Source organism: Streptomyces sp. NPDC005181 (assembly GCF_040608395.1).
Lineage (GTDB): Bacteria > Actinomycetota > Actinomycetes > Streptomycetales > Streptomycetaceae > Streptomyces.
On record NZ_JBEXID010000001.1, the window covers coordinates 1 to 25,227 of the forward strand.

Genomic DNA, 25,227 nt, shown 5'->3' on the forward strand with positions numbered 1-25,227 from the left:
CTAGTGACACGCCACTTCGGCGTGCCCACAGGCATATCCGCAGGTCAACCTACATATTCGTGCCCTAGTCGGCACCGCCAACTGTGGAACTCAGGGGAGAGCGCTGACCGTCGTGCCCCAGTCGTAGAGACGATCGTCGAGGTCCCGGACGCACTGCTCGTTCTGCCATGGGGCGAGCGTGCGTCGGACTTCGCGGATGCGCTCCATGCCTGTCGCGTACCAGGTGATGGCGAGCTGATCGAGAGCTTGGATGGCGTACTGGCATGCCATCTCCGGGTGGCTGTCCGCGGCTTCGACCGCGGCGAGATCGCCGAGGACGACCGTGCGCTGCTTGTCCGACTCGGGCGGCAGATCGTCGCAAACCTCCTGGAGGGTCTGGCGGGCTTGCGGCAGGTGGCCGGCCTTCAGTTGCGTGTTCCCCTTGAACGCGGACAGGCGCACCCGGCTGAACCAGTCCAGCCAGTCGGGAGTGGGGTGCTCCGAGCCCGAGGATAAGGATGTCCTCGGCGTGATGGATCAGACGGAGCGCCGCACGAGGGTCGCCGCATCGGGTCTCGCACTCCGCCTCGACCGCGTCCAGCCACGCCCAGAGCTCCGCGGAGGCGTCTCCGCGTCGAGCGTAGGTACGGGCCGCGATCATGCGCTCGATCGCCGTTTCGCGGTCCTCGGCCCAGCCGGGGGCGAAGGCCATGTGTGCGAGGATCGTCGATCCGAGAAGAGGGTCGTCGGCTTCCCCTGCCGCCTGCAGGGCACGCAGGAGGGTTTCCGAGGACTGCTCGGGCTGGCGGAGGTCGAAGAACTCAATGCGGCCGGCCAAGAGATAGGACTCGGCGAGTGCGCCGGCGAGGGTCTGGCGAGCGGGGTTCGCCGTCTCGGGCAGGAGAGCGCATCCCAGACGGGCATGCTCCAGGACCGCGGGGTGAAGTACGGCCGGCGCCACGGACCAGTAGAGGTGCCGATGGGAACGGGTAACGGCCTCGAAGTCCTTGCCCACCGTGACCGGCTGCCTTGTGACACCCGCCTGCGCGGGGACGCTGGCTAGCCGCCCACCCGTCAGGGGGGTACGAGGGGTGCTGCGGACCGTCGAACCGGCGGGGCGGCTCTCGGTTCCCCAGGGCGGGGTGAATCCCAAGTCCTCCATGCTCTGGCCCAGGAGGTGGGTCAGGACTCGGTGGACGTCGGGTTGCGGCCAGGGCGGTGTGGCGGACTCCCAGCGCCGGATCTGACGGACGCCGACAGCGAGCCCTCTGATGCCCAGCTTGGGTGCTGTCTTGGTGATGGCGTCAGCCAGTGCCTGTTGCGAGTTGTATCCGGCAGCCAGGCGAGCGGACTTGAGTCGGGTGTTGCCTGCGGGACGGGACATGGATCTCCTCCGGGACGAACTCTCTTCTGAGAGTGACATGCGGTGTCCCTGTCGCGGCGCGAAATCGTCCATGGGAAACCAACAAAGCCCTATGAAAGCCCTTTTGGTGACCTGTCAGAGCCCTCGAAGAGGACCTGTGGGGCCCGGATAGTTGGCATCTCCGCAAGGCCAGTAGCGCTCGTCTCCGACCTGTCCCCCATGAACGGGAGTTCGTGATGCCTCGTACGAGCACGACCATCAACCACAGCCACCTCGTCATCGACACCGGCATGGCCAAGCCCGACGCGACGACCATCGTGGAGCGGAAGGGCCTCGGCCACCCGGACACCCTGGCCGATCACCTCGCCGAGCGGCTGTCCCGCGCCTACAGCCACTACACCGTCCAGCGCTTCGGCGCCGTGCTGCACCACAACTTCGACAAGCTCGCTCTCCTCGGAGGGGCCAGCGAGGTCCGGTACGGCGCCGGCCGGCTCACGGCCCCGGTGCGTGTCCTGGTCAACGGGCGGGCCGCGCCCATGTGCGGGGGCGAGGGGATCCCCGTCGAGGAGATCGTCGAGGCCGAGGTCCGCGCGTTCTTCGCCGAGAGGCTCCGCGAGGTCTTGGACCAACTCGACATCAAGTTCAACATCACCAGCAATTCCAGCCCCGGCGCCGTACTCACCGGCGACGAGGTCCCGGACCGCACCCGCTGGTTCAACCCCCGTTCCATCGAAGACCTGCGCGAGCGACGGGTCCGGCTGTCGAACGACACCTCGCTCGGGACCGGATGGGCGCCGGAGAACGCCTTCGAGTCGTTCGTCCGCGAGCTGGTGAACCACTTCTCCGGTGAGAGCGAGTTCACGCTCGCCCACGCCTGGTGCGGCTCCGACGTCAAGCTCATGGGCTACTGGGACGGCGACCAGGCCGACGTCGTCCTGTGCGTGCCGCAGAAGTCGCGCCATGTCGGCAGCCGCGCCGAGTACGTCCGGAACGCCGAGAGCGTCCTCGCCGAGTGCTACCGGTTCGCCGGCCTCAGACTTCCCGAAGCCGCGGTCCGCTTCCGGCTCAACGCCCGTGACGTACCGGAGAAGGACGAGCTGTACCTCACCTACACCGGTAGCTCGATCGAGTCCGGGGACGAGGGCGTTGTCGGTCGCGGCAACCGCGTCAACGGGCTCATCACACCCCTGCGGCCGATGAACCTGGAGGGCGCCAACGGGAAGAACCCCGTCTACCACGTCGGCAAGCTCTACAACATCGCCGCTCAGCGTCTGGCCCAGCGGCTGCACGAGGCCACCGACGGCCACGCCGAGGTCCACCTGGTCAGCACCACCGGCCAGCGTCTCGACCAGCCGTGGCGCATCCTGATCCGGCTGTCCTCCCCGGACGCCCAGGCCGACAAGGTCCAGGCGCTCGTCGCCGAGACGCTGGAGGGATTCCCCGCCCTCACTGACGAGCTGGTCTCCGACGGGATCGTGCTGAGCTGATGGCTAGGCGCACGCTCGGAGACGTGCCTTCGGGGTGTCGGGAGCGGTTGCTCGCGCACTACGGCCCCTCGGTTGAGGAGTGGCTGGACGCGGCCCCGGGCCTCCTGGCCGAGGCGGCGAGGCGGTGGGACTTCTCGCTGAGGAGCTACCACGACGCGGGACACGCCTCGGCGGTCGCGCTCGCCGTGGCGCCTGACCGGAGCCGCTTGGTGCTGAAGGCGTGGGTGGAGCCCATCCGCTACCGCCACGAGACGGCCGCGTTGCGGGTGTGGGCCGGCGGCCCGACCTCGAACGTTGTCCACGCTGCGGATGACCTGTCGGTGGCTGCCCTTGAGCTTGTCGGTGGGCAGCCCGGAGGTGATGTCCGTCCCGTACGCGAGACGCAGGCGGTGGCCGCCGCGATCCACAGGGTTCACACGCTCGGCCGGCGGACGCTCGGGCCGGGCGTGCCCAGCCTGGACGACTTCCTGCACGAGGTGGTCTTACCGCGCGTCTACCGACGGATGCGCGCCCTTGACCTCGGCTCTCACGGAGGGCTCGCGAGGGAGGTGAGCCAGGAGCTCGCCGGCCTGCGCGAAGTCCCCGCCCGGACGACGGTCCTGCATGCCGACTTGTACGCGGAGAACGTGATCTTCGACGTGGAGCAGCGTCCTCGCCTGATCGATCCCCACCCTGTAGAGGGTGACGCGGTCTTCGACTGGGCCTTCTGGAGCGTCTACTACGACCTTGAACGAGGGATGGCCGATCGGCTCGCCACGGCCGCCCGGACCTCCCGCATCCCCGTACCGGAGATCACGCCCTGGTGCCGGGCGCTCGCGCTCGACGGGCTTCTCTACTACACGGAGATCGGCGACCCGGCGAGGCCGAAGATCGCGGCGGTGCTGTCTTCTCTGAGGGCTTCCGGAAAGGCGACGTCCGGGGTGGGGCGGACCCGATGACGACGTACATCCTTCGCCATGGCCAGACGAACTACAGCAAGCGCTACCTCGTCAACGGCGACCCGGGCAAGCGCATCCACCTCGACGAGGAAGGCCGGCAGTCCCTGAGCCACGCCTGGACCACGCTCCCCCTGCACTCCGTGGCCACCTGGCTGACCAGCGAATTCCCCAGAGCTCTCCAGACCACTTCGCTGCTGATGGGCGTTTCGGCCGCCGGGCTCGTCGTCGACGCGCGGCTCAACGAACTCGACTACGGGCAATTCGAGGGCGGCCCGTTCCTCGACTACGCCGTCTGGCTGGACGCCCATGGAGCCGATGAGCGCCCGCCCGACGCGTCCGAGTCCCAGCGCGAGGGCATCAGGCGGATGCTCGCCGGGGTGCTCTCAGCCAGCGAGCACCCCGGTCCCAGGGTGCTCGTCGGGCACGGCCTGATGGTCTCCGTCCTCCTCTGGTACCGCGATCGCACCGAGGGGGAGCCCATGCCGCTGTTCCTTCCCGAGGCCCCGTACGTCGAACCGGTCGCCATTTCCGACGACGAACTGCCCGTTCTGATCACCGGCCTCTTGGACGATCTTGAATCGGGCATGTTCGAGAAGATCACCGGCGCCGGCGGCTCGGCCATATTCCGGATCAGGGAGGGGCCGGCGGTTGCTACCGTCGATTCGGTTTCCCCATCCCATTCGCTGGATAAAAAGGATCTTCCCCATGCATGACGCCCGCGCCCTGATCGAAATGGGTGCCGAAGCTGTTCGTCGGCTCGCTCGTCGCGGCTACTCCCTGGACCTGTCCGAGCTGGAGTCCCTCCAGTCCCGGCGCAACCAGAACATCCGCTCTTCCGACGAGCTGCGGGCGGAGTCCAAGCGGGTGGCGAGCGAGGTCCAGCAGACCGCAAAGCAGGGCGGGGACATCGGCAAGCTGAAGGAGCGCGCCCGCGAGCTGAAGGACCAGATCCGCGACATCGAGGCCGGGCAGGAGGGGATCGAGGCCCAGCTCCGTGACCTGCTCCTGAGCATTCCGAACCTGCCGGACGACTCGGCCCCGGACGGCGACTCCGAGGAGTTCGCCATCGAGGTACGGCGCGTCGGCACGCCCCCCGCGTTCACCTTCGAGCCGAAGGACCACGTCGACCTCGGCGAGGCCACCGGCATCCTCGACTTCGCTCGGGCGACGAAGCTGTCCGGCCCCCGCTTCGCGGTGTCGCGCGGGGCCGGCGCGGCCCTGGAGCGCGCTCTGGCCACGCTCTTCCTCGACATCCACACCCGCCGGCACGGGTATGTCGAACATTCCGTGCCCTTCCTCGTCACGCGCAAGACGATGACGGGCACCGGGCAGTTGCCGAAGTTCGAGGAGGACCTGTTCAAGACGGGCGTGGCCGACCGCGATCTGTTCCTGATCCCGACGGCCGAGGTCCCGCTGACCAACCTCTACGCCGACGAGATCATCCCGCCGGCCGAGCTGCCGCTGGCCATGACCGCCCACACCCCGTGCTTCCGCTCCGAGGCCGGCTCGTACGGCCGGGACACCCGCGGTCTGATCCGCCAGCACCAGTTCGCCAAGGTCGAGATGGTCAAGATCGTCGACCCGGAGACGGCGGACGCCGAGCTGGAGACGATGGTCGGCCACGCCGAGGCGTGCCTGAAGGAGCTCGGCCTCGCCTACCGGGTCATCAAGCTGCCCGCCGGCGACACCGGCTTCTCCGCCCAGCTCACCTACGACATCGAGGTCTGGATCCCGAGCCAGAACACGTACCGGGAGATCTCCTCGGTCTCCAACTTCGGCACCTTCCAAGCCCGCCGCGCCAACATCCGGACCCGAGGCGAGGACGGCAAGCCCAAGCTCGTCGCCACCCTCAACGGCTCCGGCCTGCCCGTCGGCCGCACGCTGGCCGCGCTCCTCGAACAGTGTCAGCAGCAGGACGGCTCTCTCGTCCTTCCCGAATCCCTCTTCCCGTACCTCGGCTTCCGCCGGATCAAGGCGGACGGAACACCGGAGGCATAACGTGCTCGTCGGCGTCTGCGATTTCCCTGGTAGCTACGCCTTTCCGCCCGCCGGCTACGGCGGGATCGAACGATGGCTGTGGGCGGTCGCCGCAGGCGCCCGGGCCGCGGGCGCCGACGTACACCTCCTCGGGCCGGGCTGGCTCGCGGACCTGGAGAACGACTGGGTCCGCAAGCCTGTCCGCCTGGAGGACATCACCCCCGGATCGCTCGCCGAGCGCGACTTCCGCGACACCGGGTACGACCTCCTAGTCGTCGGGCACGAGTACCCCTCGCTGCCCGCCTGGACCCGCACCTGGAACGCGCTGGACTGCGACGTCGCCACCTTCCAGCACTCCCCGACCTTCCAGCACACCTCCAGCGCCTTCGACGGCAGGCGGTCCCGGCTGTACTGCTACTCGCCCGAGATGATCCAGCGGTACGCGGACCACCGACCGATCCCCGAACTGGCCGTACACCTCGGCCTCAACGAGGAGGAACCGCCGGCGGTGGCCGGACGCGACCTCGTCTGGCTCGGCCGCGTCGACGCCGAAAAGGCACCCCACCTGGCGGTCCGCGCCGCCCAGATCCTCGGCCGCCGCATCCGCGTCGTCGGCCCGGTCTTCGACCACGACTACATCCAGAGCCACGCCCGCCTCTTCAACGCGGACCACCTCGAGTGGCTCGGCGAACTCGGAGGGCCGGCCAAGACGGCCGCCATCCGCGACGCCTCCGTATTCGTCTACACCTACGCCCGCACGTACGTCGAAGCCGGCGCCGCCGTCTTCGGCGAATCCCTCCGCGCCGGCACCCCCATGGCCGCGCTCACCTGGCGCACGGGCACCTGCGCCGAAGCGGCCCTCTGCGACCAGACGGGCGCCATCACCGTGGCCGACCCGGACGAGGACGACGAGACCGCGGCCCAGCGACTCGCGCGCGTCATCGAGCAGGCAGAAACCCTCGACCACCGGCAGGTTCAAGAGATCGGCCAGCACCGCTTCGACCCCGCCCGGCACTTCCTGGCGATGGCGTCACGGTCGTGCTGACCGGCACAGCTCGTACGACCGGAGACGCGCTGGCCTCGCGGATACCCTCCGTACTCCGTGGCGCGTTAGCCCACCCGCGGTGGGAGTTCACCATCGACGGCCCCCACGTCGACATCCTGCATCAGCGGCGAGGCACCCCGTACCGCCCGCCGCGCCGGCCGCCCTCGTGGAGGGAACTTCTCCGCAGCCTGGAGACCGCCTTCGCCCACGTCGGCGCTCCACGCGACGATTGTCTCCCCCTCCGGTGGGGGCGCGACACGGAACTGACCATCTCGGCGATCCAGGCCCTCGACCCGCTCCTCAAGGACGGAAGACCCCAGACGTACCGGCGGGGCTTCCTCCCCCAGCCGGTCGTCCGCTTCACCGGTGAACGCGATACCTCCGGCGACCTCTGCGACGGCTTCCTGACGTCCTTCGTCAACATCTCCTGCGTCCAACCCGTAGGAGGGCTCGACGAGTACGGCGCGATTCTCGATGGCTGGTTCTCCGTCCTCTCCCAACTCGGTTTCCACGCCCGCCACCTGAGCGTCCACGGGACCCTCACCCCATGGCTCCGACGCGAGGTCGCGGGCATCACGCTGCACTTCCGCCACGTCGGGCTCGACCTTGGCGACATCGTCCTGCTGTGGAACGCCAAGGACCCGACCCGCATGGCCGTAGACCTGGGCACCGGCCTGGAACGCCTCGCCTGGGCACGCACCCAGCAACGCTGGCACGAACTGGTCTACGGAGATTTCGCCGGCACAGCACCACCCACCACGCTGGACGCCATCCGCACTGCCACGCTTCTCCTTGGCAGCGGGATCACCCCCGCGCCCCGCGGGGCCGGGGGTGTCACCCGGCGGGTCATAGGCACGATCGACCCCGAAGCGGTACGCCTCGGGGTCAGCGCCGTAGTTCGCGAGGCGTACGGTTACTGGTCGCTCTTCGGCGGCCTACGGGCTCCGTGGCCTCAGATCGCATGCGCCATCGAGGAAGAGGTACGCAGGTGAGTGAAGGGCACCAGCGGCCCATCGCCGCAGCCATCGTGGTGAACGAAGGACGCGTGCTCATGGTGCGGCGACGGGTCAGCGAGGGCCAGCTCTCCTGGCAGTTTCCGGCCGGAGAGGTCGAGCCCGGGGAAGCGCGCGATGACGCCGCTGTGCGGGAGACCCAGGAGGAGACTGGCCTGGACGTGGTCGCCGTGAAGCTGCTCGGCGAGCGGGTTCACCCGAAGACGGGCCGGCTGATGTCGTACACGGCCTGCGAAGTGGTGGGCGGCACTGCCCACGTCGCGGACACGGAGGAACTGGCCGAGCTCGCTTGGGTCGCCCACGCCGAGATCCCGCAGTACGTGCCGTATGGGCTGTTCGAGCCGGTGCAGGGTTACCTTGAAGCGACCCTGCGTCCCTGAGTCGCCTCGGGGCCAGCGATCACTTGCGCAGACACGAGCGGCATCCCCTGTTGGGGCTGATCAAAGGCGAGACGCCTGTGGCGCGATCTTCTCCAACATGGTCCAGCTCCACGAGCGCCCGTCGACCACCAAGGTGGTGTCGTCCGCGATACGCCATCCGCTCATCCATCGGCCACCGCCGTGATTGCGGGCCCGGCACGAACAGGTGCATACGTAGCCGAGTGCATTCATGCAGCGAGCGTTGCACTTCTCGGAGCGGTTGAACTCCCTGCCGAGCAGAATGCGACCGTGCCGCTGCACAAGAGTGCCGGCGAGTTCGATGAAGTGGTCCGTGGCCACAGCCCACGAGTCGTTGTCCCGTTCCCACTCCGGCCTGGCTCGGCCATGTACGTAGTCGTGCACGAACTGCTCATGCTTCTGCCAGCCGTGCTTGGGGATCCAGTAGCCGGTGCGACCCTTGGCGGGGAGAGTGACGATGGGGGCGTCGATGTCGCCCCACAGCGGGATCCACGACGGTCTCGGCACGGGAACTTCCCGAATCGTGCTGCCGGGGCGCCGCGGCACTGAAGGCGAGCCGCCGGAGGGGTCGATCCTGTAGAGGGGTGTCTGGGGCGCCCCAGGCTGATAGCGCTGCTTCGCCGACTCTGGGCACTGCCCTACTTGCCGGTCGGCACGAGGATGGGCGAGCACCTTTCCGGTACGCCGGTCGATTCGTATGACACCGCCGCAGAGCCGGCACTGGCTCTTCTCAGTGGGGGAAGTGGGCAACGCGTTCCCTTCGCGCAGAGAGAGTCTGAACGCTCAGATGGATTCAGGCCCTTCGGACGCAGCAGGCCCAGCGTAGGCGTGAAGTCCATTGATGGACATCGAGTTGGAGATGTCGGACTGACCGTGGCCGACAGCGCAGGCAGGCGACGCTTCTCCCCCTATCGACGGTGGTGAAGCTGGCGCGCGCCGGGGGCGCCGACCTTCGCAGGGTCCTGGAGGGTATGGGGATGCCGGGTGGCGGCTTGAGTAGACGCAGTCGTACGGCGGCGGGCGGCTGCGGCGCGGGCGTTGGGTGCGGGGTTGCGGCTGGTGTGCTGGATGCGCGTGATCAGGACGCGGGCGGGTTGGCGGGCGGTGGTCAGTTCACGTTGGGCGGCGGCCTCCTTGAGGAGCTGGTGGGGTTGGTGGCCGCGGGCTTCGGCGTCGGCGAGGACGGTGGCGAGGGCCGGCCAGGTGGGGTCGGTGAGGATGCGGTCGGCATGGTCGGGGATGGCGGCTCGTACGTCGTGGGTGAGGGTGCGGCGAGTCTGGTCGTTCGGCTGACGGGCGGCGAAGCCGTCGAGGACGGGTGCAAGGGCTTGGTCGGTGGCGGTCTGGAGGTGCTGGAGGGCCTGGCGAGCGGCGTCGGCCTGATGGGCGTGGCCCTTGGCCTCATGCCAGCGCTCAGCGAGGATCGCGGCCCAGACCATCGCGGCTACCAGGGCGGCCAGAGCGCTTCCGTCCGGCCCGGCGGCGGTGGACACGATGTCGCGGGCCGCGCTCCGCAAGGCGCTCGCAGTGCGGTCCTCGGCTCGGATCCGGGAGCGCTGGGCGCGCGCGAACGCCGTTCCAGCCGCTCGCAGTTCCTGGCGGAGGTCGGTGGGGGCCTTCTGGGCTGTGGCCTCGATGAGTTCGCCGAGCGCGGTGATGTGCGCTTGGGCGTAGGTATCGTCGGACATGCCGGTGTGCAGGGTGTCGAGAGCCTCGGTCGCCTGGTGCCAGGGAGTCGTGGTTCGGTCGCGGCGGGCGGTGGGGTGTTCCTCGGGCGTGGTGCTTTCCAGGCGGGCACGCAGTTTCGGCAGGGAGAGGTCCGGGGCGATCTTTCCGCCGGCGTAGAAGATCTGCTCGCCGTTCTCGGCCAGGTCGCCGGGGCAGCCTGCCGCGTAGCCCAGGAGGTCGCCGGAGGGCCCTCGGCGTCCTTTGATCTCGACGCCGTCGGCTTCAAGGTAGGCCAAGAGTTCCTCGACGCTGCTCGCATGGGGGATGGCCGCGCGGATGCGGTCCTGGAGCCACTCGGGGCTGGTCCGCTCCCAGCCGAGGCGGGTGGCCTTGTGCATCTCCGCCTGGGTGGGACGGCGGGCGCCGGTGCCGTCGCCCTTCTTCAGCTGCCGCAGGCCGTAGTCCTTCTCGATCTGACGGCATGCGTCACCGACGCGTATGCCGCTGCCGTGGAGTTTCGGGCGGCGGCCGTCCTCGCGGACGGTGGTGGCGAGGATGTGGAGGTGGTCATCCGCGTGGCGGACGGCGATCCACCGGCAAGCGAGGTCGTCGCCCTCGGGGGCGATGCCGGCGGCGTGGACGATGCGCTGGGCGACTTCCGCCCACTCGGCGTCGGAGAGGTTCCGGTCTTCGGGGGCGGTGCGGACGGGGCAGTGCCAGACGTGATCGGTGACCTGTTTCCCGAATTCGCTGTTCCGGAGGTGAACGGGCGCGTCGAGGTGGCGGGCGAGCTGGGTGAGGGTGGCGTTCTCGTCGCGGCCGGAGTCGGGCATGCCGAGCATGGCGAAGCCGGCGACGATGTGCGGGTCGGTGTGCTCGTCGTGGCGGCCGGGGCCGTAGAGGTAGGCGAGCAGGCCGCGGGTGTTGGATCCGGCCGGTTTGATTGCGGCGATCACGCGGCCAGGTCCTTCCTGGATTCGGCCGGCTCGCGCAGGGCCTCGGTGATCAGCTTCAACAGGCCATGGAGTTCGTCGAGACGCTGGCGGACGTCCGGCGGGGTGAGATCGCTGTTGAGGGCGCGGGCGATCTGGTTGACGTTGACGCCGATGCGGTTGAGCTCGCGCAGCGCCTGAGCGCGGAACATGTGGGTGCGACGGCGGTCCTCGGACAGCGGCAGATTCGCGGTGAACCGACCGGATACGAACGCCAGGACGATGTCTGCGGCAAAACCGGATTTCCCCTTGTAGCCGTGCTCGGCGGCGGCCTCTTGGAGTTCGGCATGCTCGTCGCCGGTGAACTGCAGTGGTCCGACCCGGACGGTCCGCTTGGTGCCGGTGAAACGGCGAATCGCCGGCCGCACGCTCTGCGCCTCTCGCTCACCGGCTGCCGGCGCGACGGCGGGTGCGGGTGCGGGTTCGGGGCGAAGGATCTGCTGCTGGGCGGCGTGAAGCCCGTCCGAGGCGGGGCCGCCCTCGGCCCCGACCTCCCGGCCCGGCGCCCCCTGGCGCTGGGCCGTCTCCGCCATCCCCGGGGCGGAGACCCCCGAAGACCGGCCTTGAGTCGGACTCGGGGTACTACTGGCTCCGCCAGGAGCCGCCCGTCCGAACGCCCGGCGCAGACGTTCCAGTGGCGTGGTCGACTTCGTCGGCTTCGTCGATGGCTGCGGTTCGGCCGGGTTGCTCTCGGGGTGGTGCGGGTCGTACGTCACGGTCGCATCTCCGTAGTGGTGCGGGCGGGTCGGCGGCGTGGGTGGCCGTCACCCCGTCCACAGGTGTGGATACACAATCGGGCGGTGAGGGGCCGGGGGCCGGTGAGCGCGCGGGTTGCGCCCACCGGCCGGGCGGTCAGCCGTCCTTCGGCCCGGTGCCGTTCGTGGTGGCGGGTTCGGCCCGGAGGATGTTCATCACCTCGGTGAGCCGTTTGCCGCCGACCGTAAGTCCCTTGGCCCGTACGGCTCGCTGGACGCATGCACGGGTCAGCCTCCCTTCCTGGGCCGCGGCGGTCCTTCCGATCTCCACGAGTTCCTCGACCGTCGCGCCGGCCGGGCGGCCGCTGCGTGGCTTGCCGCTCGGCTGCGGCTGCTCTTCCGCCCGCTGAGCGGAAGTGCCCACCGGAAGTTCGGTGAGGGGGTCGGGGTACTGGTCGGAAGGCCCGGTGGACGCTTCGAGCAGCGGGATGGGCTCTGCCTTGGTTGCGGTGGTGGTTCGGTCGACGAGCTGGTGGATCTGCCTCATGAGTACGGCGAAGGCCAGCAGGGCGGCGGTCGGGGGCACTGCGGCGACGACGTAGTCGAGTACGGGCACGGGGCCCGGTCGGCCCGTGCCACCGACTCCGGCCACGTTGAGCGCGATGGAGCCGACCGATCCGGTGGCCGTCAGGGCGACGGCCCAACCGTCGGTGACCGCGCGCAGGCCCGCCCTGAGCATGAGCAGTTCGCCGGCGACGATGAACGCGTCCAAGGTCGCGGGCCACGCCCACTGTCGGATGGGCGAGCTGCCCAGACCGTGCTGTCCGGCGACCTCGGCGAGGTGGGCGTAGGAGAGCCAGAACCCGGCGGCGGTCAGGGCCACGATGACGACCCCGGCGGCGCCGAGCGCGTACCGCTCGGCGGCGTGCTTGGCGGGCTGCGGGCGGTGGGGTGGTGGGTTGGACGTGCGGTGGGAGGAGAGGGAGGGAAGGACCGGGAGGGACAAGCGGGTGCTCCTGTGGTTCGTGATCTGGTGGTCCGTCTTGGCCGTCTTGGCCGTTGCAAGCCCAGGTCAGGGCCGGTACGGCAGTCGTTTCACCGGGCCGTCCGGGCCGGCGGGCGGGGTGCTTTGTGCCCATGGCCGCCGGCCGGGACGGCTCTACTTCGGGGTGCCGTCCCGGCCGGTGCGGCTGTGACCTGCGGCGGTACGGCAGGGACGCCTGGGACGGCACAAGACGGATCCGGTCGCCGTTCGGGGACGACCACGCCGTACCGGGTCGCTCATCCGTCTTGGCTGCGTCTGCCGTCTTGAGGGCAGGCCGCCTGACCTGCGGGATCACGGCAGGGACGGCAGGGACGGCATTCGGGGGTGTGGGGCTCAGCCCGCCTCGGGGGCGCCGCCCCCGGGGTCTACGGGGTGGACGGTGGGGCAGTAGCGCCGCCACGCGTCGAGGAACTTGTTGCGCGTGTATCCCTTGCGTTGGGTTCCGTCGGCGAGGCGGACGTTGCCGGGCTTGACGCCGAACTCGCGCAGCAGGTCTCCCAGGTGGCGGGAGGTGAGGCCGTCTCGTCCCCACTCTGCCCAGGGGCCTTCGGGGTCCTGGCGGAGCAGGCGGAGGATGTCCTCCGTGGTGAGGCTGTCGGGTTCGCGCTGAGCGGCGAAGACCCTGCGGATGTCGGCCAGGATCCGCGCTCCGCCGGGCTGGTCCTCCTCCACCTCGACCTCGGTGGCGACCATCCGTCCGCACGCCGTACGGGCGAGGCGGGGCCAGGGGCCTGCGGCGAGGTCCGCGATGACGACCAGCGGCTCCCAGGTGTCGGCGGCCCGGTCTTCCACGGGCATGTCCGGCTCCCGCTGTGCCGCGACCTCCAGGTGCGGCTTGGCCCACTGCGCTATCCGGTCCCGCAGCTCGTGCAGGACAGGGATGTCACGGCGTGAGCGGAACGGTTTCACGTACTCGCCCTCGGCCCGGCGCCGCATGCGGACCACCACGGCCCTGTCCATGATCGTGTCCGGCAGATCGCCGATTCCGGCCAGCGCCGCCATCGCGAACGTCGCGAACCGGTGCGGGGTGTGGTCGTTGCCGACGACCCGAGTGACGTAACGGTTGCGCTGGTGACCCGCGTTGAGCAGGCCGCGCATCTCCTCGTTCTTCTCCGCCATCTTCGGCGTACCGAAGATGGTGTCCGCCTCGTCCACCAGCAGCGTGGGCGGTTCCTCCGTGATCGACCGGAAGACCGCGGCCGGCGTGGTGTTGATGGTGATCATCGGCTCGTGGACCGTCTCGCTCAGCACGTCGAGCAGCCTCGATTTCCCGCACCGCTTGGCCGGGCCCACCACCGCGAGCCGTGGTGCGTGCTGCCAGGCGGGTTGCAGGTGCGTCGCGGCCACCCAGAGCGTGACCGCGTCCAGCGCCTCGGCGGAGGGCAGGATCACGAACTTCGCTATCTGGGAGCGCAGTTCCTCCAGCAGCGCCGAGCCCGGTGTCGGCTCCGGATCGGGGGTCGGCTCCGAGGCAAGGGCCTGTGCCGTGACGGCGCACTGGGCGCTGCAGTCGGGGTGCTCTTGGGATTCGTCGTCCTGGAGGCGGGCGGGCCGTCCGGGTACGGCGACCGGGGGCCACGCGGACTTGGCGGCTTCGGAATAGGGTTCGGCTCCCGTGTGTTCCACGGGGCAGCTCCTTGTCTGGCGGTCGTGGGCTTGCACGCCCTGACCGCCGGGTTGGTTCTTCACGGGCCGTTCGGGGTTGCTGGGGCCTCCGGCGTTGCACCGCCGGGGGCCCGTTCGCGTCTCGAGGGCATCGGGTGATCTCGAGGGACCACGGACAGTACGTCCACGTCCGAGCACAGTCCAGCGCTTCTGTGTCAGCTCAGCGCAGAAGCGCCCGCGTCGCGTTCGCCTCGTCATGCGGCCAAGCCCAACAGGTCGAGCAAGTCGGCAGTCACCACCCGGTAGGCATTGCCCAATCGGAGCACCTTGCACGGGTACTGGCCCCGCTTGGCCAGTTCATAGCCCTTGCTCCGGCCCAACCCCAGCGCCCGATTACCTGTCTCCAGGTCAACGGCTACTGGCAAGGCGAGCAACTCCTCCCGGCTCATGCCGTGGTCCCGCTCAAGGCCCTGGTTCTCGCGCATCCATGCTCCGTCCATGACGAGCCCTCGGCGAACACGGCGATCGCGTCCGTCTCCAGGCCAGTACATCCAGGATGATCGAGCTAATGTGTCTCCATGACACAACCCGATTTTCACCATGGAGAGGACGGGGACGACGTCCCCCTGTGGGAGGACCAGGTCACGGCGACCGTGGCCGGCGAGGTACGGAGACGGAGGAAGGAGCTGCGTATGAGCGCTCAGGACCTGGCCGACCGGTGCGCGGACCTCGGCCACCCGATCCCCCGCAACGTCATCGCGAACATGGAGTCCGGGCGCCGGTCCACCCTGCCCCTCGTCGACGTCATGGTCCTGGCCATGGCCCTCGACACCCACCCGATCTGCCTCATCTACCCGGTCGGGTACGTCGGCCACGTCCAGCGACAACCGCTGGAGGCCCCCCGGCCCACCTGGGACGCCATGCAGTGGTTCACCGGCGAAATCCCCGACGCCCTGGACACCGAGTCCGTGATGCTGCGCAACTTCCGGGCGCACGCCAACCACCACCACGCCGCGCTCACCGCCCTCAGAGGCGAGGAGTACGAGCGGTGGAAGGCCAGGACCGCGAACAACCCCGCCACCCGCGCAGAGGCCCTGCTCGCCCGGGAGGACTACGCCAGACAAGCCGCGCGCGCCAAGCACGGACTGCGTACCGCACGCGCCGACATCCGCGAAGACGGCGGCACACCCCCGTACCTCGCACCCGAACTCTCCGACGTCGACGCGCCGGAGGACTTCCCCGACACCACCGAGGAGTAGGACATTTGAAGGGCTCCACCTACCGCCGCTGCTCCTGCCGGGACCCGAAGACCGGCAGGGAACTCGGCACCGCCTGCCCCAAGCGCGGCACCAGGAACCACTGCACGTATTCCATACGCCAGGAACTGCCCTCCCGCGAGGACGGCAGCCGGCGCTCCTTCGCACGGGGCGGATACAGCAGCCTCAAGGCGGCTCAGGCCGACCTCGACCACGTACGCGCCCTCCTGAGCCTCGCCGAGGCCGACGACCGCGAGGGCACGGAGCTGATCGCAGCCATGCTCGCGGAAGTCAGCAGCGAGAAGGCACCCCTGCCGGAGGTCGAGGAGACCCGGCGGCGGCTCAACTCCGGCCAGGACCTCATCGGCAGCCTGACCGTCGCCGAATGGCTCGACCGGTGGCTGGCCGGCAAGCGGATCCGCAAGTCCGGCCTGAACCGCTACGAGACCGACGTCCGCGTACACCTCAAACCGCACATCGGCGGCCGGCGCCTCGACCGGCTACGCGTCAGCCACCTCAGCGAGATGTTCACGGCCATCGCCGACGCCAACGCCGAGATCCTGGAACAGAACGCCCAGCGCCGGGCGGCCGTCGACGAACTCACGTCCATCCCTTGGAAGGGGGCGGAGAACCGCGCCCGCCGCAAGGCCCTGAAGGAAGCGATCGACGCGATGCCGACCTTCCGGCGGGTCACCGGCCCGGCCACCCGCCAGCACGTCAAGGCCACCCTCCGGGCATCGCTGAACGACGCGATCGGTCAGCAGATCATCACCTTCAACCCGGCCGCCCACGTCGAGATCGACTCCGCACGCAAGCCGAAGGCCCTCGTCTGGACCGACGAGCGGGTCATCAAGTGGCGTCAGACCGGTGAGAAGCCCTCCCCCGTCATGGTCTGGACGCCGGAGCAGACGGGCGCCTTCCTCGACTCCGTGGCCACGGACCGGCTGTACGCCATGTGGCACCTGATCGCCTTCCGCGGCCTGCGCCGGGGCGAGGCGTGCGGGCAGCCGTGGTCGGAGACGAACCTCGACACCCACTCGCTGACCGTCTCCGCCCAGCTCGTACAGGACGGCTGGGGCGTCGAGACGTCCGAACCGAAGACCGACAGCGGCTTCCGCGTCGTCGCACTCGACGATGACACAGTCGGCGTACTCAAGCAGCACCGTCAGCGACAGGACGCGGACCGCGAGAAGTGGGGACCGGCATGGGTCGAGACCGGCCTGGTCTTCACCCAGGAGGACGGCTCGTGGCTCCACCCCGGCAAGGTCACCGATCTCTTCGAACGCCTCGTCGCGGCCTCGGGCCTGCCACCGATCCGCCTGCACGACCTCCGCCACGGAGCGGCCACACTCATGCTCGCCGCCGGCATCGACGTCAAGGTCGTCTCCGACACCCTCGGGCACAGCGACACCCGGATCACGCGGGACATCTACCAGAGCGTCCTCCCCCACGTCGGCAAGAGCGCGGCCGAGGCCACCGCCAAGCTGGTCCCGCTCCAGCGCCGCACCGATGCCGAGCAAGCCGCCCGCAAGGCCGCGAAGGCCCTCAAGAAAGCGAAGGGCAAGCCGAAAGACCGGGGCCGGGCCAAGGGAAAGAAGAAGGGTGGAGCCCGGAAGCCCACCGGGTAGACCGCGGAGCCGCTCCGCTCACGCATCGCTCACGCAGGCCCTCCCACGGCATCCCCGCCATCTGGCACGCCATGCCCCGAGCGATAAAAAACCCCAGGTCACGGGCTATGTGACCTGGGGTTTCTCCGAGCCCCCTGTCGGATTCGAACCGACGACCTACGCATTACAAGTGCGTTGCTCTGGCCAGCTGAGCTAAGGAGGCAACGCGCACACCAAAGCCGCGCGCGCAAGTTCCCTCACTCTACACAGCGGCCCGCCTCCTGATCCACGACGTTCTTCCGCATCCGCGACCACCCGGCCAGTGCGAGATATCTGTCCCCCTCGAACTACTGACAGATTCCTAATGGCCAGGTAGCGTCGCTAAGGGTTCACGCAAGTGGACCAGACCACTCCGTTACTCGGATCGTCCGGCACGTTCCTGCCGGTGGAGGAGAAGATTTACATGGCCAGTGTCACGTTCGACAAGGCGTCCCGCGTCTACCCCGGCTCCACCAAGCCCGCCGTGGACCAGCTGGAGATCGACATCGCGGACGGTGAGTTCCTCGTCCTCGTCGGCCCTTCCGGTTGTGGCAAGTCGACCTCCCTGCGCATGCTCGCGGGTCTCGAGGACGTCAACGGCGGCGCGATCCGCATCGGTGACCGCGACGTCACACACCTGCCGCCGAAGGACCGGGACATCGCCATGGTGTTCCAGAACTACGCGCTCTACCCGCACATGTCCGTCGCGGACAACATGGGCTTCGCGCTGAAGATCGCCGGTATCAACAAGACCGAGATCCGGGCAAAGGTCGAAGAGGCCGCCAAGATGCTGGATCTCACCGAGTACCTGGACCGCAAGCCGAAGGCGCTCTCCGGTGGTCAGCGTCAGCGTGTCGCGATGGGCCGCGCCATTGTGCGTGAGCCGCAGGTCTTCCTCATGGACGAGCCGCTGTCGAACCTCGACGCCAAGCTCCGTGTCTCCACCCGTACGCAGATCGCGTCGCTCCAGCGCCGTCTCGGCATCACGACCGTGTACGTCACGCACGACCAGGTCGAGGCCCTGACCATGGGTGACCGCGTCGCGGTCCTCAAGGACGGTCTGCTGCAGCAGGTCGACTCGCCGCGCAACATGTACGACCGCCCGGCCAACCTCTTCGTCGCCGGCTTCATCGGCTCCCCGGCCATGAACCTGGTCGAGGTCCCGATCACCGACGGTGGCGTGAAGTTCGGCAACAGTGTCGTCCCGGTCTCCCGCGAGGCGCTCACCGCCGCCGCGGACAAGGGTGACACCACGGTCACGGTCGGCATCCGCCCGGAGCACTTCGACATCGTCGAGCACGGTGGCGCCGCCGCCAAGACACTCTCCAAGGACAGCGCCGACGCCCCGGCCGGCCTGGCCGTCTCGGTCAACGTCGTCGAGGAGCTCGGCGCCGACGGCTTCGTCTACGGCTCCGCGCACGTCGGCGGTGCGGACAAGGACCTCGTCGTCCGCGTCGGCGGCCGCGCCGTGCCGGAGAAGGGCACCAAGCTGCACGTCGTGCCGCGCCCGGACGAGATGCACGTCTTCTGCACCTCGACGGGCGAGCGTCTCGCCGGCTGACGTCACGCACCCCGCCGTACGACGGCCCCGCACCCCTCGTGGTGCGGGGCCGTTCGCGCTTCCGAGCGCGCATGGGGGTTTGAGTCGGGGCACCCCGGGGACGCCGCCAAATACCCCGATACTTCGGTCATTTCACCGGCTGTCGTCAACACGGGATTCGAAAAGCACCCTCGAACCGTCCCCCGCGAGGGTGACGAAATGTCGCCAAATCATCACTGCCCGCTACGCTCGCTGCGTGACCCACACCGCGCGCCGCATCGGCCGAACTCTCGCCCTCGTCCTGCCCGTCGTCATGGTCCTCTCCGGGACCCTCGCGGTCACCCGTGTGCCGTGGGCAGCGCACAACTCCACGTCGCAGGTACTCACCGCGTCGGCGGAGACCGTATCGAAGCCCGTCGCGGAGCGCGCCCCGCAGGACGTGCTGCGCGACCGGCTGCTCGTGGAGCTGCGGCAGAAGGACCCGGGCGCCGCACTGACAGACCTTCAGCGGGCTGTCGAAGGGCGCCCGTCGCTCGCCCGGCACTGCATGTCGATCGCCAGGGCGCTGGGCCGGGCCGCCGTCGAGCAGTACGGTCCTGTGCGGGCGCACCGGTTCTCGCGTCCGGTCTGTGACACGTCGTTCGCCTCGGGTGTCGCGCAGTTCAGCTGACCGGGCACGGTACGGGCACGGCATATCGTGCCTGGCATGCATACGTATCCGACGCAGGCCGTGATCCTGGCGGGTGGCCAGGGATCGCGGCTGCGCCCGTACACCGATGACCGCCCCAAGCCGATGGTCGAGATCCCGGGCACCGGGACCCCGATCATCGGTCATCAGCTTTCCTGGCTGGCCGCGGAGGGCGTGACCGATGCCGTCGTCTCGTGCGGCCATTTTGCCGAGGTGCTCCAGGAGTGGCTCGCCGAGGCCGTGTTGCCGCTCCGGGTGACCACAGTGGTGGAGTCGGAGCCTTTGGGCCGCGGCGGTGGCCTCAAGTACGCCGCTGCCCGGCTGCCGGATCCTTCGGAGCCCTGGTACGCCACGAACGGCGACATCTGGACCCGTTTTTCGCTGCGCGAGATGGCGGCGTTCCATGCGGAACGCGATGCCACCGCCACGCTGGCCCTGGCCCGTCCGCGGATCCCGTGGGGTGCCGTGGAGACGGACGCGTTCGGACACATCACCGACTTCATCGAGTCGCCGCCGTCGCCGTATCTGATCAACGCGGGTGTGTACGTCTTCTCGCCGACGTTCACGACGCTGCTGCCGGAGCGGGGCGACCATGAGCGGACGACGTTCCCGCGGCTGGCCCGTGAGCGCCGGCTGGCCGGGTATCCGCTGCCGCACGGGGCGTACTGGCGGGCCATCGACACGGCGAAGGACCTCACCGAGGCGGCGCGGGAGCTGGACGGCCCGCAGGCCCGCTGAGGCGGACGGCCGGATGACGGGTACGGAGGAGGGGCGGTCGCCGGGTTCCCGATGACCGCCCCTCCTCCGTACCCGTCCGACGCCGGGCCTCAGCCGAGCAGGCCGCCGATCGGGTTGCGGCCGCCGCCCGACGTGCCGCCGGACGCCGAGCCCGTGGAACCGCCGCCGGTCGAATCGCCGCCGGTGGAGCCGCCGCCCGTGCCGGTGGAGCCGGACGAGGTCGGTCCTCCGGAGGTGGTGGCCGGGGGCTGCTGCGGGGTGGTCTGCTGCGGGGGCTGCCGGCCGGTGCCCTGCGTCTGGCTGGGCTGTCCGGCGCCGGCGGCCTGGCCGGACTCGCGGGCGCTGTCCGTGCCGGGCGTGGACGCCTGGGCGGACGGGGTGGCGGAGCGGGAAAGCGACGGTGACGGCTTCCGCCCGGCGGGGGTGTGCGACGCCTGGCCACCGGTGGACTCCTGCGGGAGCGGGGATCCGGGCAGCTGGTTGGTCGGGTTGTCGTGGGGGCCGGGCACGGTGACGACCTCGGACGAGCGGACGGCGCCGCCGAGCATCGAGCCGACCAGAAGGGTGAGTCCGACGACGACGGTGGCGACGGCTGCGCCGCGGCGCAGTACCCGGCGGCGCAGGTCCCAGATCGCGGAGCGCGGGCCGAGCCTGCGCCATGCCTCGCCGGCCAGCCGTCCGTCGGCGGAGTAGACGGGGGCGCCCGCGATGATCAGCGGACTCCAGGCAGCGAGGTAGATGATGTCGGGCGCGTCGTAGACGGCGACGGTGCGCCAGCTGACGGTGACCAGCAGCGCGGCGGAAAGCAGGGCGCCGAGGGAGGCGGCGACCCGCTGCCACAGGCCGAGGACGGTGAGGACCCCGACGACGACCTGGAGGAAGGCGACGGTGAGCCCGGCGCCGACCGGGTGGGAGAGCGCGAAGTCCCGCAGCGGCTCGGCAAGCGCCCAGGGCTGCAGTGACGTCAGCCACTTGACCATGGAGCCGCGGTCGCCGCCGTCGAAGTACACGGGGTCGCAGAGCTTGCCCATGCCGGCGTAGATGGAGATGAACCCGAGGAAGACCCGCATGGGGAGGAGGACGACCCCGAGGTTCATCCGGCGGCCGGGGTAGTACGCGTGCCGGACGGTGTCCGCGCTGTGGCGGTGGGACCTGCTCCCGACGGTCTCGTCGAACTCGTCGTCCCCGTAGGGCTCTTCCCTGTACGGCTCCTGCTCGTACGGACCGGTGTCGACGGTGTCGTAGGCGCCGACGGCCTTCCGCATGGGCGGCAGCAGCGGGCCGTTGCCGGTGCGGCCGGGCTGGTGAGGTGCCGTGATGACGGGGTTCGGCTGGGTCTCGTCGAGGCGTGGGATGACCCGCGTGGCGCCCGGACCTCGTCCGTCGTCGAACTCGGAGCCGTACGAGCTGTACGAACCGTATGAGCCGTACCGGTCGTCGAGACGGCCGGCGGTGGAGTTCCGTACGGCCTGGAGGAGTCCGGTGGCGCCGGGGTCGCCGGGGGCGGACTTGCCGCTCCATACGACGGGCGAGCGCCGACCGCGCCCCGCAGCGGGGCCGCTCATGGCAGGGATCCTGACCGAACCCGCGGGAGCGGTACCACGCGGCCGTGCGTGCTGGCCGGGCGCGAGCTGCACCCGGAAGCTGGCGTGGTTGACGATGACCTGCGCAGGGTCGCAGTCCACCTTGGTCATACTCAGGGCGGGTAGTTCGTCGAACCGAGGCGTTCTGGTGTCCACACTCATCTAACCGAGTGATGTGTGTTTAGGACACTGCCTTGACGGGCCCGATGTGTCCGAGGCCCGTCAACAGGTGCGGCGGGTGGACCCTCCGTCGGCCGACGCCCGACCGGGTGCTTTTCCGGGGAGCGATGACTCGCGATACTGCGGCGGGCGTACGGGATGTGGCACTCCCGTCCCGTCGGTGCGAGGGGCACGTCCGATGGCGGCCCCGGCCTGCGGCCCCCCGGCGCGCCGGTTCGTTCCCGCTGCCCGACTCCGCCGACGGTGCCACGCTCACCGTCGGGCGGGGTCCGGCCGACCGGACCGGCCGGCCGGACCGGTCACCTGGTGCGTCAGGCGCGGCGGCGTGCCGTCTCGTACAGCACGATGCCTGCCGCGACACCCGCGTTCAGCGACTCCGCGCCACCCGGCATCGGGATCCGCACGAGGTAGTCGCAGGTCTCGCCGACCAGGCGGCCCAGGCCCTTGCCCTCGCTGCCGATGACGATGACGACGGGGCCGCCGAGGGCCTCCAGGTCCTGCACGGTGTGCTCGCCGTCCGCGGCGAGGCCGACGACCGTGATGCCGGCCTTCTGATAGCCCTCCAGGGCGCGGGTCAGGTTCGTCACCCGGGAGACCGGCGTACGGGCCGCCGTGCCGGCCGAGGACTTCCAGGCGCCTGCCGTCATCCCGGCGGCGCGGCGCTCCGGCACGACCACGCCGTGGCCGCCGAACGCGGAGACGGAGCGGACGATCGCGCCCAGGTTGCGCGGGTCGGTGACCCCGTCGAGCGCGACGATCAGCGGGTCCTCGCCGTTGTCGTACGCGGCGGCGGTGAGGTCCTCCGGGTGCGCGTACTCGTACGGCGGGACCTGGAGGACGAGGCCCTGGTGGTTCAGGCCGTTCGTCATCCGGTCGAGCTCGGGGCGCGGCGCCTCCATCAGGTTGATGTTGCCGCGCTGGCCGGCGAGCTGGAGCGCCTCGCGGACCCGCTCGTCGTTGTCGATGTACTGCTGGACGTAGAGAGTGGTCGCCGGGACGCCGTCGCGCAGCGCCTCGTAGACCGGGTTGCGGCCCACGACCATCTCGGACGTGCCCTTGGCGCCACCGCGCCGCGGGGCGGGTCGGCGGACCGCGGCCTGCCGGGCCTGGGCGTTCGCCACCCGGTTCTTCTTGTGTCCCTTGCGGACGGAGGCGGGCGGCGTCGGTCCCTTGCCTTCCAGGCCACGGCGACGCTGCCCACCGCTGCCGACCTGCATGCCCTTCTTGTTGGACGTGCGGCGGTTCCTGCGCTGGCTGTTCCCGGCCATGACCTACCTGTTTCGTTGCTTCAGACGTGCGTACGTAATGAAAGTGTGCCGCCCGGATCGCCGGGCGGCACACGGTGAGGACTACTGGCGCGGGCCGAGCGTCCATCGTGGGCCGGTCGGGCTGTCCTCGATGACGAGGCCCGACTGGTTGAGCTGGTCGCGGATCGCGTCGGCGGCGGGCCAGTCCTTGCGGTCGCGGGCCGACTGACGCTGGTCCAGGACGAGGCGTACGAGCGTGTCGACGACCCCGTGCAGATCCTCGCCGCGGTCGCCCTCGCCCGCCCAGTGCGGGTCGAGCGGGTCGAGGCCGAGGACGCCGAGCATGGCCCGTACCTCCGCGAGCCTTGCGACGGCCGCTTCCTTGTCGTCGGCGGCGAGAGCGGAGTTGCCCTGCCGGACCGTGGTGTGGACGATTGCGAGCGCCTGCGGGACGCCCAGGTCGTCGTCCATCGCCTCGGCGAACGCGGGCGGCACCTCGGGGGCGGCCGCGACCTCGCCGCCCGCCTTCTCGATGACGCGCTGCACGAAGCCCTCGATCCGCGCGAACGCGGACTCGGCCTCGCGCAGTGCCTCCTCGCTGTACTCGATCATCGACCGGTAGTGCGGGGTGCCGAGGTAGTAGCGCAGCACGATCGGTCGCCACGCCTTGACCATCTCGCTGACCAGCACGGAGTTGCCGAGCGATTTCGACATCTTCTCGCCGGACATGGTGACCCAGCCGTTGTGCACCCAGTACTTCGCGAACTCGTCGCCGTAGGCCTTGGCCTGGGCGATCTCGTTCTCGTGGTGCGGGAAGATCAGGTCGATGCCGCCGCCGTGGATGTCGAAGGCGGTGCCGAGGTACTTGTGCGCCATGGCGGAGCACTCCAGGTGCCAGCCGGGCCGACCACGGCCCCACGGGGTCTCCCAGCTCGGCTCGCCGGGCTTGGCGACCTTCCACATCGCGAAGTCGCGCTGGTCGCGCTTGCCGGTCTCGCCGTCGCCGGACGGCTGACGCAGATCGTCCAGGTCCTGGTTGGAGAGCGCCAGATAGCCGGCGAACGACCGCACGTCGAAGTAGACGTTGCCGTCGGCCGCGTAGGCGTGACCGCGCTCGATGAGGCCGCGCATCATCTCGATCATCTCGGTGATGTGGCCGGTCGCGCGCGGTTCGTAGGTGGGCGGGAGGCAGCCGAGGGCGTCGTAGCCGGCGTTGAACGCGCGCTCGTTCTCGTACCCGATCGACCACCAGGGGCGGCCCTGTTCGGCCGACTTGTTGATGATCTTGTCGTCGATGTCGGTGACGTTCCGGATGAACGTGACGTCGTAGCCGCGGTACTCGAACCAGCGGCGCATGATGTCGAAGTTCAGACCGGACCGGATGTGCCCGATGTGCGGGGCGGCCTGGACAGTCGCGCCACAGAGGTAGATCGAGACACAGCCCGCTGTGAGCGGGACGAAGTCACGGATCTGCCGGGCGCTGGTGTCGTACAGGCGAATAGTCACCCCTCAAGGGTAGTGGGCCCGCACCAGTGCCCCGCGACCCATGCGGGATCGCGGGGACAACTTTGTGACAAGCACGATCCCGAACGGGTCCTCAGATACGCCCGACGATCTTCCGCGGGGTGATCCGGACGACGACACGCTCGTCGTCGTCGCCGGATGCGGGGTTGAATTCCGCGTACTTCTTGCCGGTGTACTTCACGGACAGCTCGTCGATGAGTTCCTCGCCGCCCTCGGTGGTGAGGGCGGCGGTGCCGCGGATCTCGGCGTAGGTGTACGGGGCGGCGAACGGCTGCACAACGACGGAGACGCGCGGGTCGCGGATCAGGTTCTGCTCCTTGCGACGGCCGCGGGTCGTCGAGAAGAGGACGTCGTCGCCGTCCCTCTTCACCCAGACAGGGGACAACTGAGGGCTGCCGTCGGGCTGGATGGTGGCGACGTTCACGAAGACGGGGGTGTCGAGGAGCGACCTGAGCTCGTCGGAGAGTTCGGCGGTCATGGCGTACATCCTCCTGGAGGTGGTGCGGGTGCGTGCAGTGCTCCTACACGTACCTCCAACCGGGCAACGCCGCCCACCCTTCCAGCGGGTGCCCCCGCGTGGTGCCGTCGTGCGGAGGCCCCTGGGCCCACCGGGCAGAGGC

Annotated in this window: 22 protein-coding genes, 1 tRNA gene and 1 pseudogene; 12 read left to right on the top strand and 12 right to left on the bottom strand. The window is 69.8% G+C overall.

The window, feature by feature from the left end; genetic code table 11:
• Window positions 1-90 precede the first annotated feature (90 nt).
• Window positions 91-1,363 (bottom strand): annotated as a pseudogene (locus ABZV38_RS00005) (transcriptional regulator).
• A 215-nt stretch (window positions 1,364-1,578) separates the two neighbouring features.
• On the opposite strand from ABZV38_RS00005, the gene ABZV38_RS00010 reads away from it, so the two are divergent.
• From ABZV38_RS00010 to ABZV38_RS00040, 7 genes are read left to right on the top strand one after another with little or no spacing between them, the layout of a single operon-like run.
• Complete coding sequence (locus ABZV38_RS00010) at window positions 1,579-2,829, top strand: methionine adenosyltransferase (protein WP_356322817.1); 1,251 nt, start codon at window positions 1,579-1,581, stop codon at window positions 2,827-2,829.
• A gap of 23 nt (window positions 2,830-2,852) precedes the next feature.
• Window positions 2,853-3,767: a phosphotransferase gene (locus ABZV38_RS00015; protein WP_356322819.1), complete on the top strand. Its 915-nt coding sequence runs from the start codon at window positions 2,853-2,855 to the stop codon at window positions 3,765-3,767.
• A complete protein-coding gene (locus ABZV38_RS00020; protein WP_356322821.1) occupies window positions 3,764-4,480 on the top strand; it encodes a histidine phosphatase family protein in 717 nt (238 codons plus the stop codon). The genes ABZV38_RS00015 and ABZV38_RS00020 overlap by 4 nt, the downstream gene beginning before the upstream one ends.
• Complete coding sequence (serS, locus tag ABZV38_RS00025) at window positions 4,473-5,765, top strand: serine--tRNA ligase (RefSeq protein WP_356322823.1); 1,293 nt, start codon at window positions 4,473-4,475, stop codon at window positions 5,763-5,765. The genes ABZV38_RS00020 and serS overlap by 8 nt, the downstream gene beginning before the upstream one ends.
• Window position 5,766: 1 nt before the next feature.
• Complete coding sequence (locus ABZV38_RS00030) at window positions 5,767-6,789, top strand: glycosyltransferase (RefSeq protein WP_356322825.1); 1,023 nt, start codon at window positions 5,767-5,769, stop codon at window positions 6,787-6,789.
• Complete coding sequence (locus tag ABZV38_RS00035) at window positions 6,783-7,781, top strand: hypothetical protein (RefSeq protein ID WP_356322827.1); 999 nt, start codon at window positions 6,783-6,785, stop codon at window positions 7,779-7,781. The genes ABZV38_RS00030 and ABZV38_RS00035 overlap by 7 nt, the downstream gene beginning before the upstream one ends.
• Window positions 7,751-8,182 carry an NUDIX hydrolase gene (locus ABZV38_RS00040; RefSeq protein ID WP_356322829.1) on the top strand — a complete coding sequence of 144 codons (432 nt, stop codon included), beginning with the start codon at window positions 7,751-7,753 and terminating at the stop codon, window positions 8,180-8,182. Before ABZV38_RS00035 ends, ABZV38_RS00040 begins: the two co-directional genes overlap by 31 nt.
• A 60-nt stretch (window positions 8,183-8,242) precedes the next feature.
• Here ABZV38_RS00040 and ABZV38_RS00045 read toward each other — a convergent pair whose 3' ends face one another.
• From ABZV38_RS00045 to ABZV38_RS00070, 6 genes are all read right to left on the bottom strand, one after another.
• On the bottom strand, window positions 8,243-8,707 hold the full coding sequence (locus ABZV38_RS00045) for a hypothetical protein (protein ID WP_356322831.1): 465 nt from the start codon (window positions 8,705-8,707) through the stop codon (window positions 8,243-8,245).
• 401 nt (window positions 8,708-9,108) lie between these two features.
• On the bottom strand, window positions 9,109-10,824 hold the full coding sequence (locus tag ABZV38_RS00050; protein ID WP_356322833.1) for a mobilization protein: 1,716 nt from the start codon (window positions 10,822-10,824) through the stop codon (window positions 9,109-9,111).
• Window positions 10,821-11,393, bottom strand: a complete 573-nt coding sequence (locus ABZV38_RS00055; RefSeq protein WP_356322835.1) for a MobC family plasmid mobilization relaxosome protein — start codon at window positions 11,391-11,393, stop codon at window positions 10,821-10,823. Before ABZV38_RS00055 ends, ABZV38_RS00050 begins: the two co-directional genes overlap by 4 nt.
• A 319-nt stretch (window positions 11,394-11,712) precedes the next feature.
• Window positions 11,713-12,561 (bottom strand): DUF2637 domain-containing protein, encoded by an 849-nt coding sequence (locus tag ABZV38_RS00060; RefSeq protein WP_356322838.1) that lies wholly within the window; start codon window positions 12,559-12,561, stop codon window positions 11,713-11,715.
• 372 nt (window positions 12,562-12,933) lie between these two features.
• The gene (locus ABZV38_RS00065) at window positions 12,934-14,226 is read right to left on the bottom strand and encodes a DUF3631 domain-containing protein (RefSeq protein WP_356322840.1); all 1,293 of its coding nucleotides are present in this window, start codon (window positions 14,224-14,226) and stop codon (window positions 12,934-12,936) included.
• 233 nt (window positions 14,227-14,459) lie between these two features.
• The gene (locus ABZV38_RS00070) at window positions 14,460-14,690 is read right to left on the bottom strand and encodes a hypothetical protein (protein ID WP_356322842.1); all 231 of its coding nucleotides are present in this window, start codon (window positions 14,688-14,690) and stop codon (window positions 14,460-14,462) included.
• Window positions 14,691-14,783: 93 nt separating this feature from the next.
• Between ABZV38_RS00070 and ABZV38_RS00075 the strand changes: the two genes are divergently transcribed.
• Together ABZV38_RS00075 and ABZV38_RS00080 are read left to right on the top strand one after the other, a co-directional pair.
• Window positions 14,784-15,464 carry a helix-turn-helix transcriptional regulator gene (locus tag ABZV38_RS00075; RefSeq protein ID WP_356322844.1) on the top strand — a complete coding sequence of 227 codons (681 nt, stop codon included), beginning with the start codon at window positions 14,784-14,786 and terminating at the stop codon, window positions 15,462-15,464.
• 5 nt (window positions 15,465-15,469) lie between these two features.
• Entirely contained in the window at window positions 15,470-17,089 is a 1,620-nt protein-coding gene (locus tag ABZV38_RS00080; protein WP_356322846.1) for a site-specific integrase, read from the top strand.
• Between the two features lie 128 nt (window positions 17,090-17,217).
• Here ABZV38_RS00080 and ABZV38_RS00085 read toward each other — a convergent pair.
• Window positions 17,218-17,291: transfer RNA gene (locus ABZV38_RS00085), tRNA-Thr, on the bottom strand.
• Window positions 17,292-17,531: 240 nt separating this feature from the next.
• Here ABZV38_RS00085 and ugpC point away from each other — a divergent pair.
• The 3 genes from ugpC to ABZV38_RS00100 all read left to right on the top strand — a co-directional run bounded on the left by ugpC (window position 17,532) and on the right by ABZV38_RS00100 (window position 20,073).
• Window positions 17,532-18,668 (top strand): sn-glycerol-3-phosphate ABC transporter ATP-binding protein UgpC, encoded by a 1,137-nt coding sequence (gene ugpC / locus ABZV38_RS00090; RefSeq protein ID WP_356322848.1) that lies wholly within the window; start codon window positions 17,532-17,534, stop codon window positions 18,666-18,668.
• Window positions 18,669-18,903: 235 nt separating this feature from the next.
• On the top strand, window positions 18,904-19,317 hold the full coding sequence (locus ABZV38_RS00095; protein ID WP_356322850.1) for a hypothetical protein: 414 nt from the start codon (window positions 18,904-18,906) through the stop codon (window positions 19,315-19,317).
• A gap of 36 nt (window positions 19,318-19,353) precedes the next feature.
• Complete coding sequence (locus tag ABZV38_RS00100; protein WP_356322852.1) at window positions 19,354-20,073, top strand: nucleotidyltransferase family protein; 720 nt, start codon at window positions 19,354-19,356, stop codon at window positions 20,071-20,073.
• A gap of 89 nt (window positions 20,074-20,162) precedes the next feature.
• Here ABZV38_RS00100 and ABZV38_RS00105 read toward each other — a convergent pair whose 3' ends face one another.
• The 4 genes from ABZV38_RS00105 to ABZV38_RS00120 all read right to left on the bottom strand — a co-directional run bounded on the left by ABZV38_RS00105 (window position 20,163) and on the right by ABZV38_RS00120 (window position 25,085).
• A complete protein-coding gene (locus ABZV38_RS00105) occupies window positions 20,163-21,767 on the bottom strand; it encodes a DoxX family membrane protein (protein ID WP_356322854.1) in 1,605 nt (534 codons plus the stop codon).
• Between the two features lie 380 nt (window positions 21,768-22,147).
• Window positions 22,148-23,104 (bottom strand): 23S rRNA (guanosine(2251)-2'-O)-methyltransferase RlmB, encoded by a 957-nt coding sequence (rlmB, locus tag ABZV38_RS00110; protein ID WP_356322856.1) that lies wholly within the window; start codon window positions 23,102-23,104, stop codon window positions 22,148-22,150.
• A gap of 81 nt (window positions 23,105-23,185) precedes the next feature.
• Window positions 23,186-24,589 (bottom strand): cysteine--tRNA ligase, encoded by a 1,404-nt coding sequence (gene cysS / locus ABZV38_RS00115; RefSeq protein ID WP_356322857.1) that lies wholly within the window; start codon window positions 24,587-24,589, stop codon window positions 23,186-23,188.
• A gap of 91 nt (window positions 24,590-24,680) precedes the next feature.
• Window positions 24,681-25,085 (bottom strand): PPOX class F420-dependent oxidoreductase, encoded by a 405-nt coding sequence (locus tag ABZV38_RS00120; RefSeq protein ID WP_356322860.1) that lies wholly within the window; start codon window positions 25,083-25,085, stop codon window positions 24,681-24,683.
• Window positions 25,086-25,227: the final 142 nt, after the last annotated feature.

What these genes read in the sequence shown, in the direction of transcription:
- ABZV38_RS00010 (WP_356322817.1), top strand. Translation starts at nt 1,579, where the DNA reads ATGCCTCGTACGAGCACGACCATCAACCACAGCCACCTCGTCATCGAC.
- ABZV38_RS00020 (WP_356322821.1), top strand. Translation starts at nt 3,764, where the DNA reads ATGACGACGTACATCCTTCGCCATGGCCAGACGAACTACAGCAAGCGC.
- serS (WP_356322823.1), top strand. Translation starts at nt 4,473, where the DNA reads ATGCATGACGCCCGCGCCCTGATCGAAATGGGTGCCGAAGCTGTTCGT.
- ABZV38_RS00040 (WP_356322829.1), top strand. Translation starts at nt 7,751, where the DNA reads ATGCGCCATCGAGGAAGAGGTACGCAGGTGAGTGAAGGGCACCAGCGG.
- ABZV38_RS00055 (WP_356322835.1), bottom strand. Translation starts at nt 11,393, where the DNA reads ATGGCGGAGACGGCCCAGCGCCAGGGGGCGCCGGGCCGGGAGGTCGGG.
- ABZV38_RS00070 (WP_356322842.1), bottom strand. Translation starts at nt 14,690, where the DNA reads ATGCGCGAGAACCAGGGCCTTGAGCGGGACCACGGCATGAGCCGGGAG.
- ABZV38_RS00075 (WP_356322844.1), top strand. Translation starts at nt 14,784, where the DNA reads ATGACACAACCCGATTTTCACCATGGAGAGGACGGGGACGACGTCCCC.
- ugpC (WP_356322848.1), top strand. Translation starts at nt 17,532, where the DNA reads ATGGCCAGTGTCACGTTCGACAAGGCGTCCCGCGTCTACCCCGGCTCC.
- ABZV38_RS00100 (WP_356322852.1), top strand. Translation starts at nt 19,354, where the DNA reads ATGCATACGTATCCGACGCAGGCCGTGATCCTGGCGGGTGGCCAGGGA.
- ABZV38_RS00105 (WP_356322854.1), bottom strand. Translation starts at nt 21,767, where the DNA reads ATGACCAAGGTGGACTGCGACCCTGCGCAGGTCATCGTCAACCACGCC.
- rlmB (WP_356322856.1), bottom strand. Translation starts at nt 23,104, where the DNA reads ATGGCCGGGAACAGCCAGCGCAGGAACCGCCGCACGTCCAACAAGAAG.
- ABZV38_RS00120 (WP_356322860.1), bottom strand. Translation starts at nt 25,085, where the DNA reads ATGACCGCCGAACTCTCCGACGAGCTCAGGTCGCTCCTCGACACCCCC.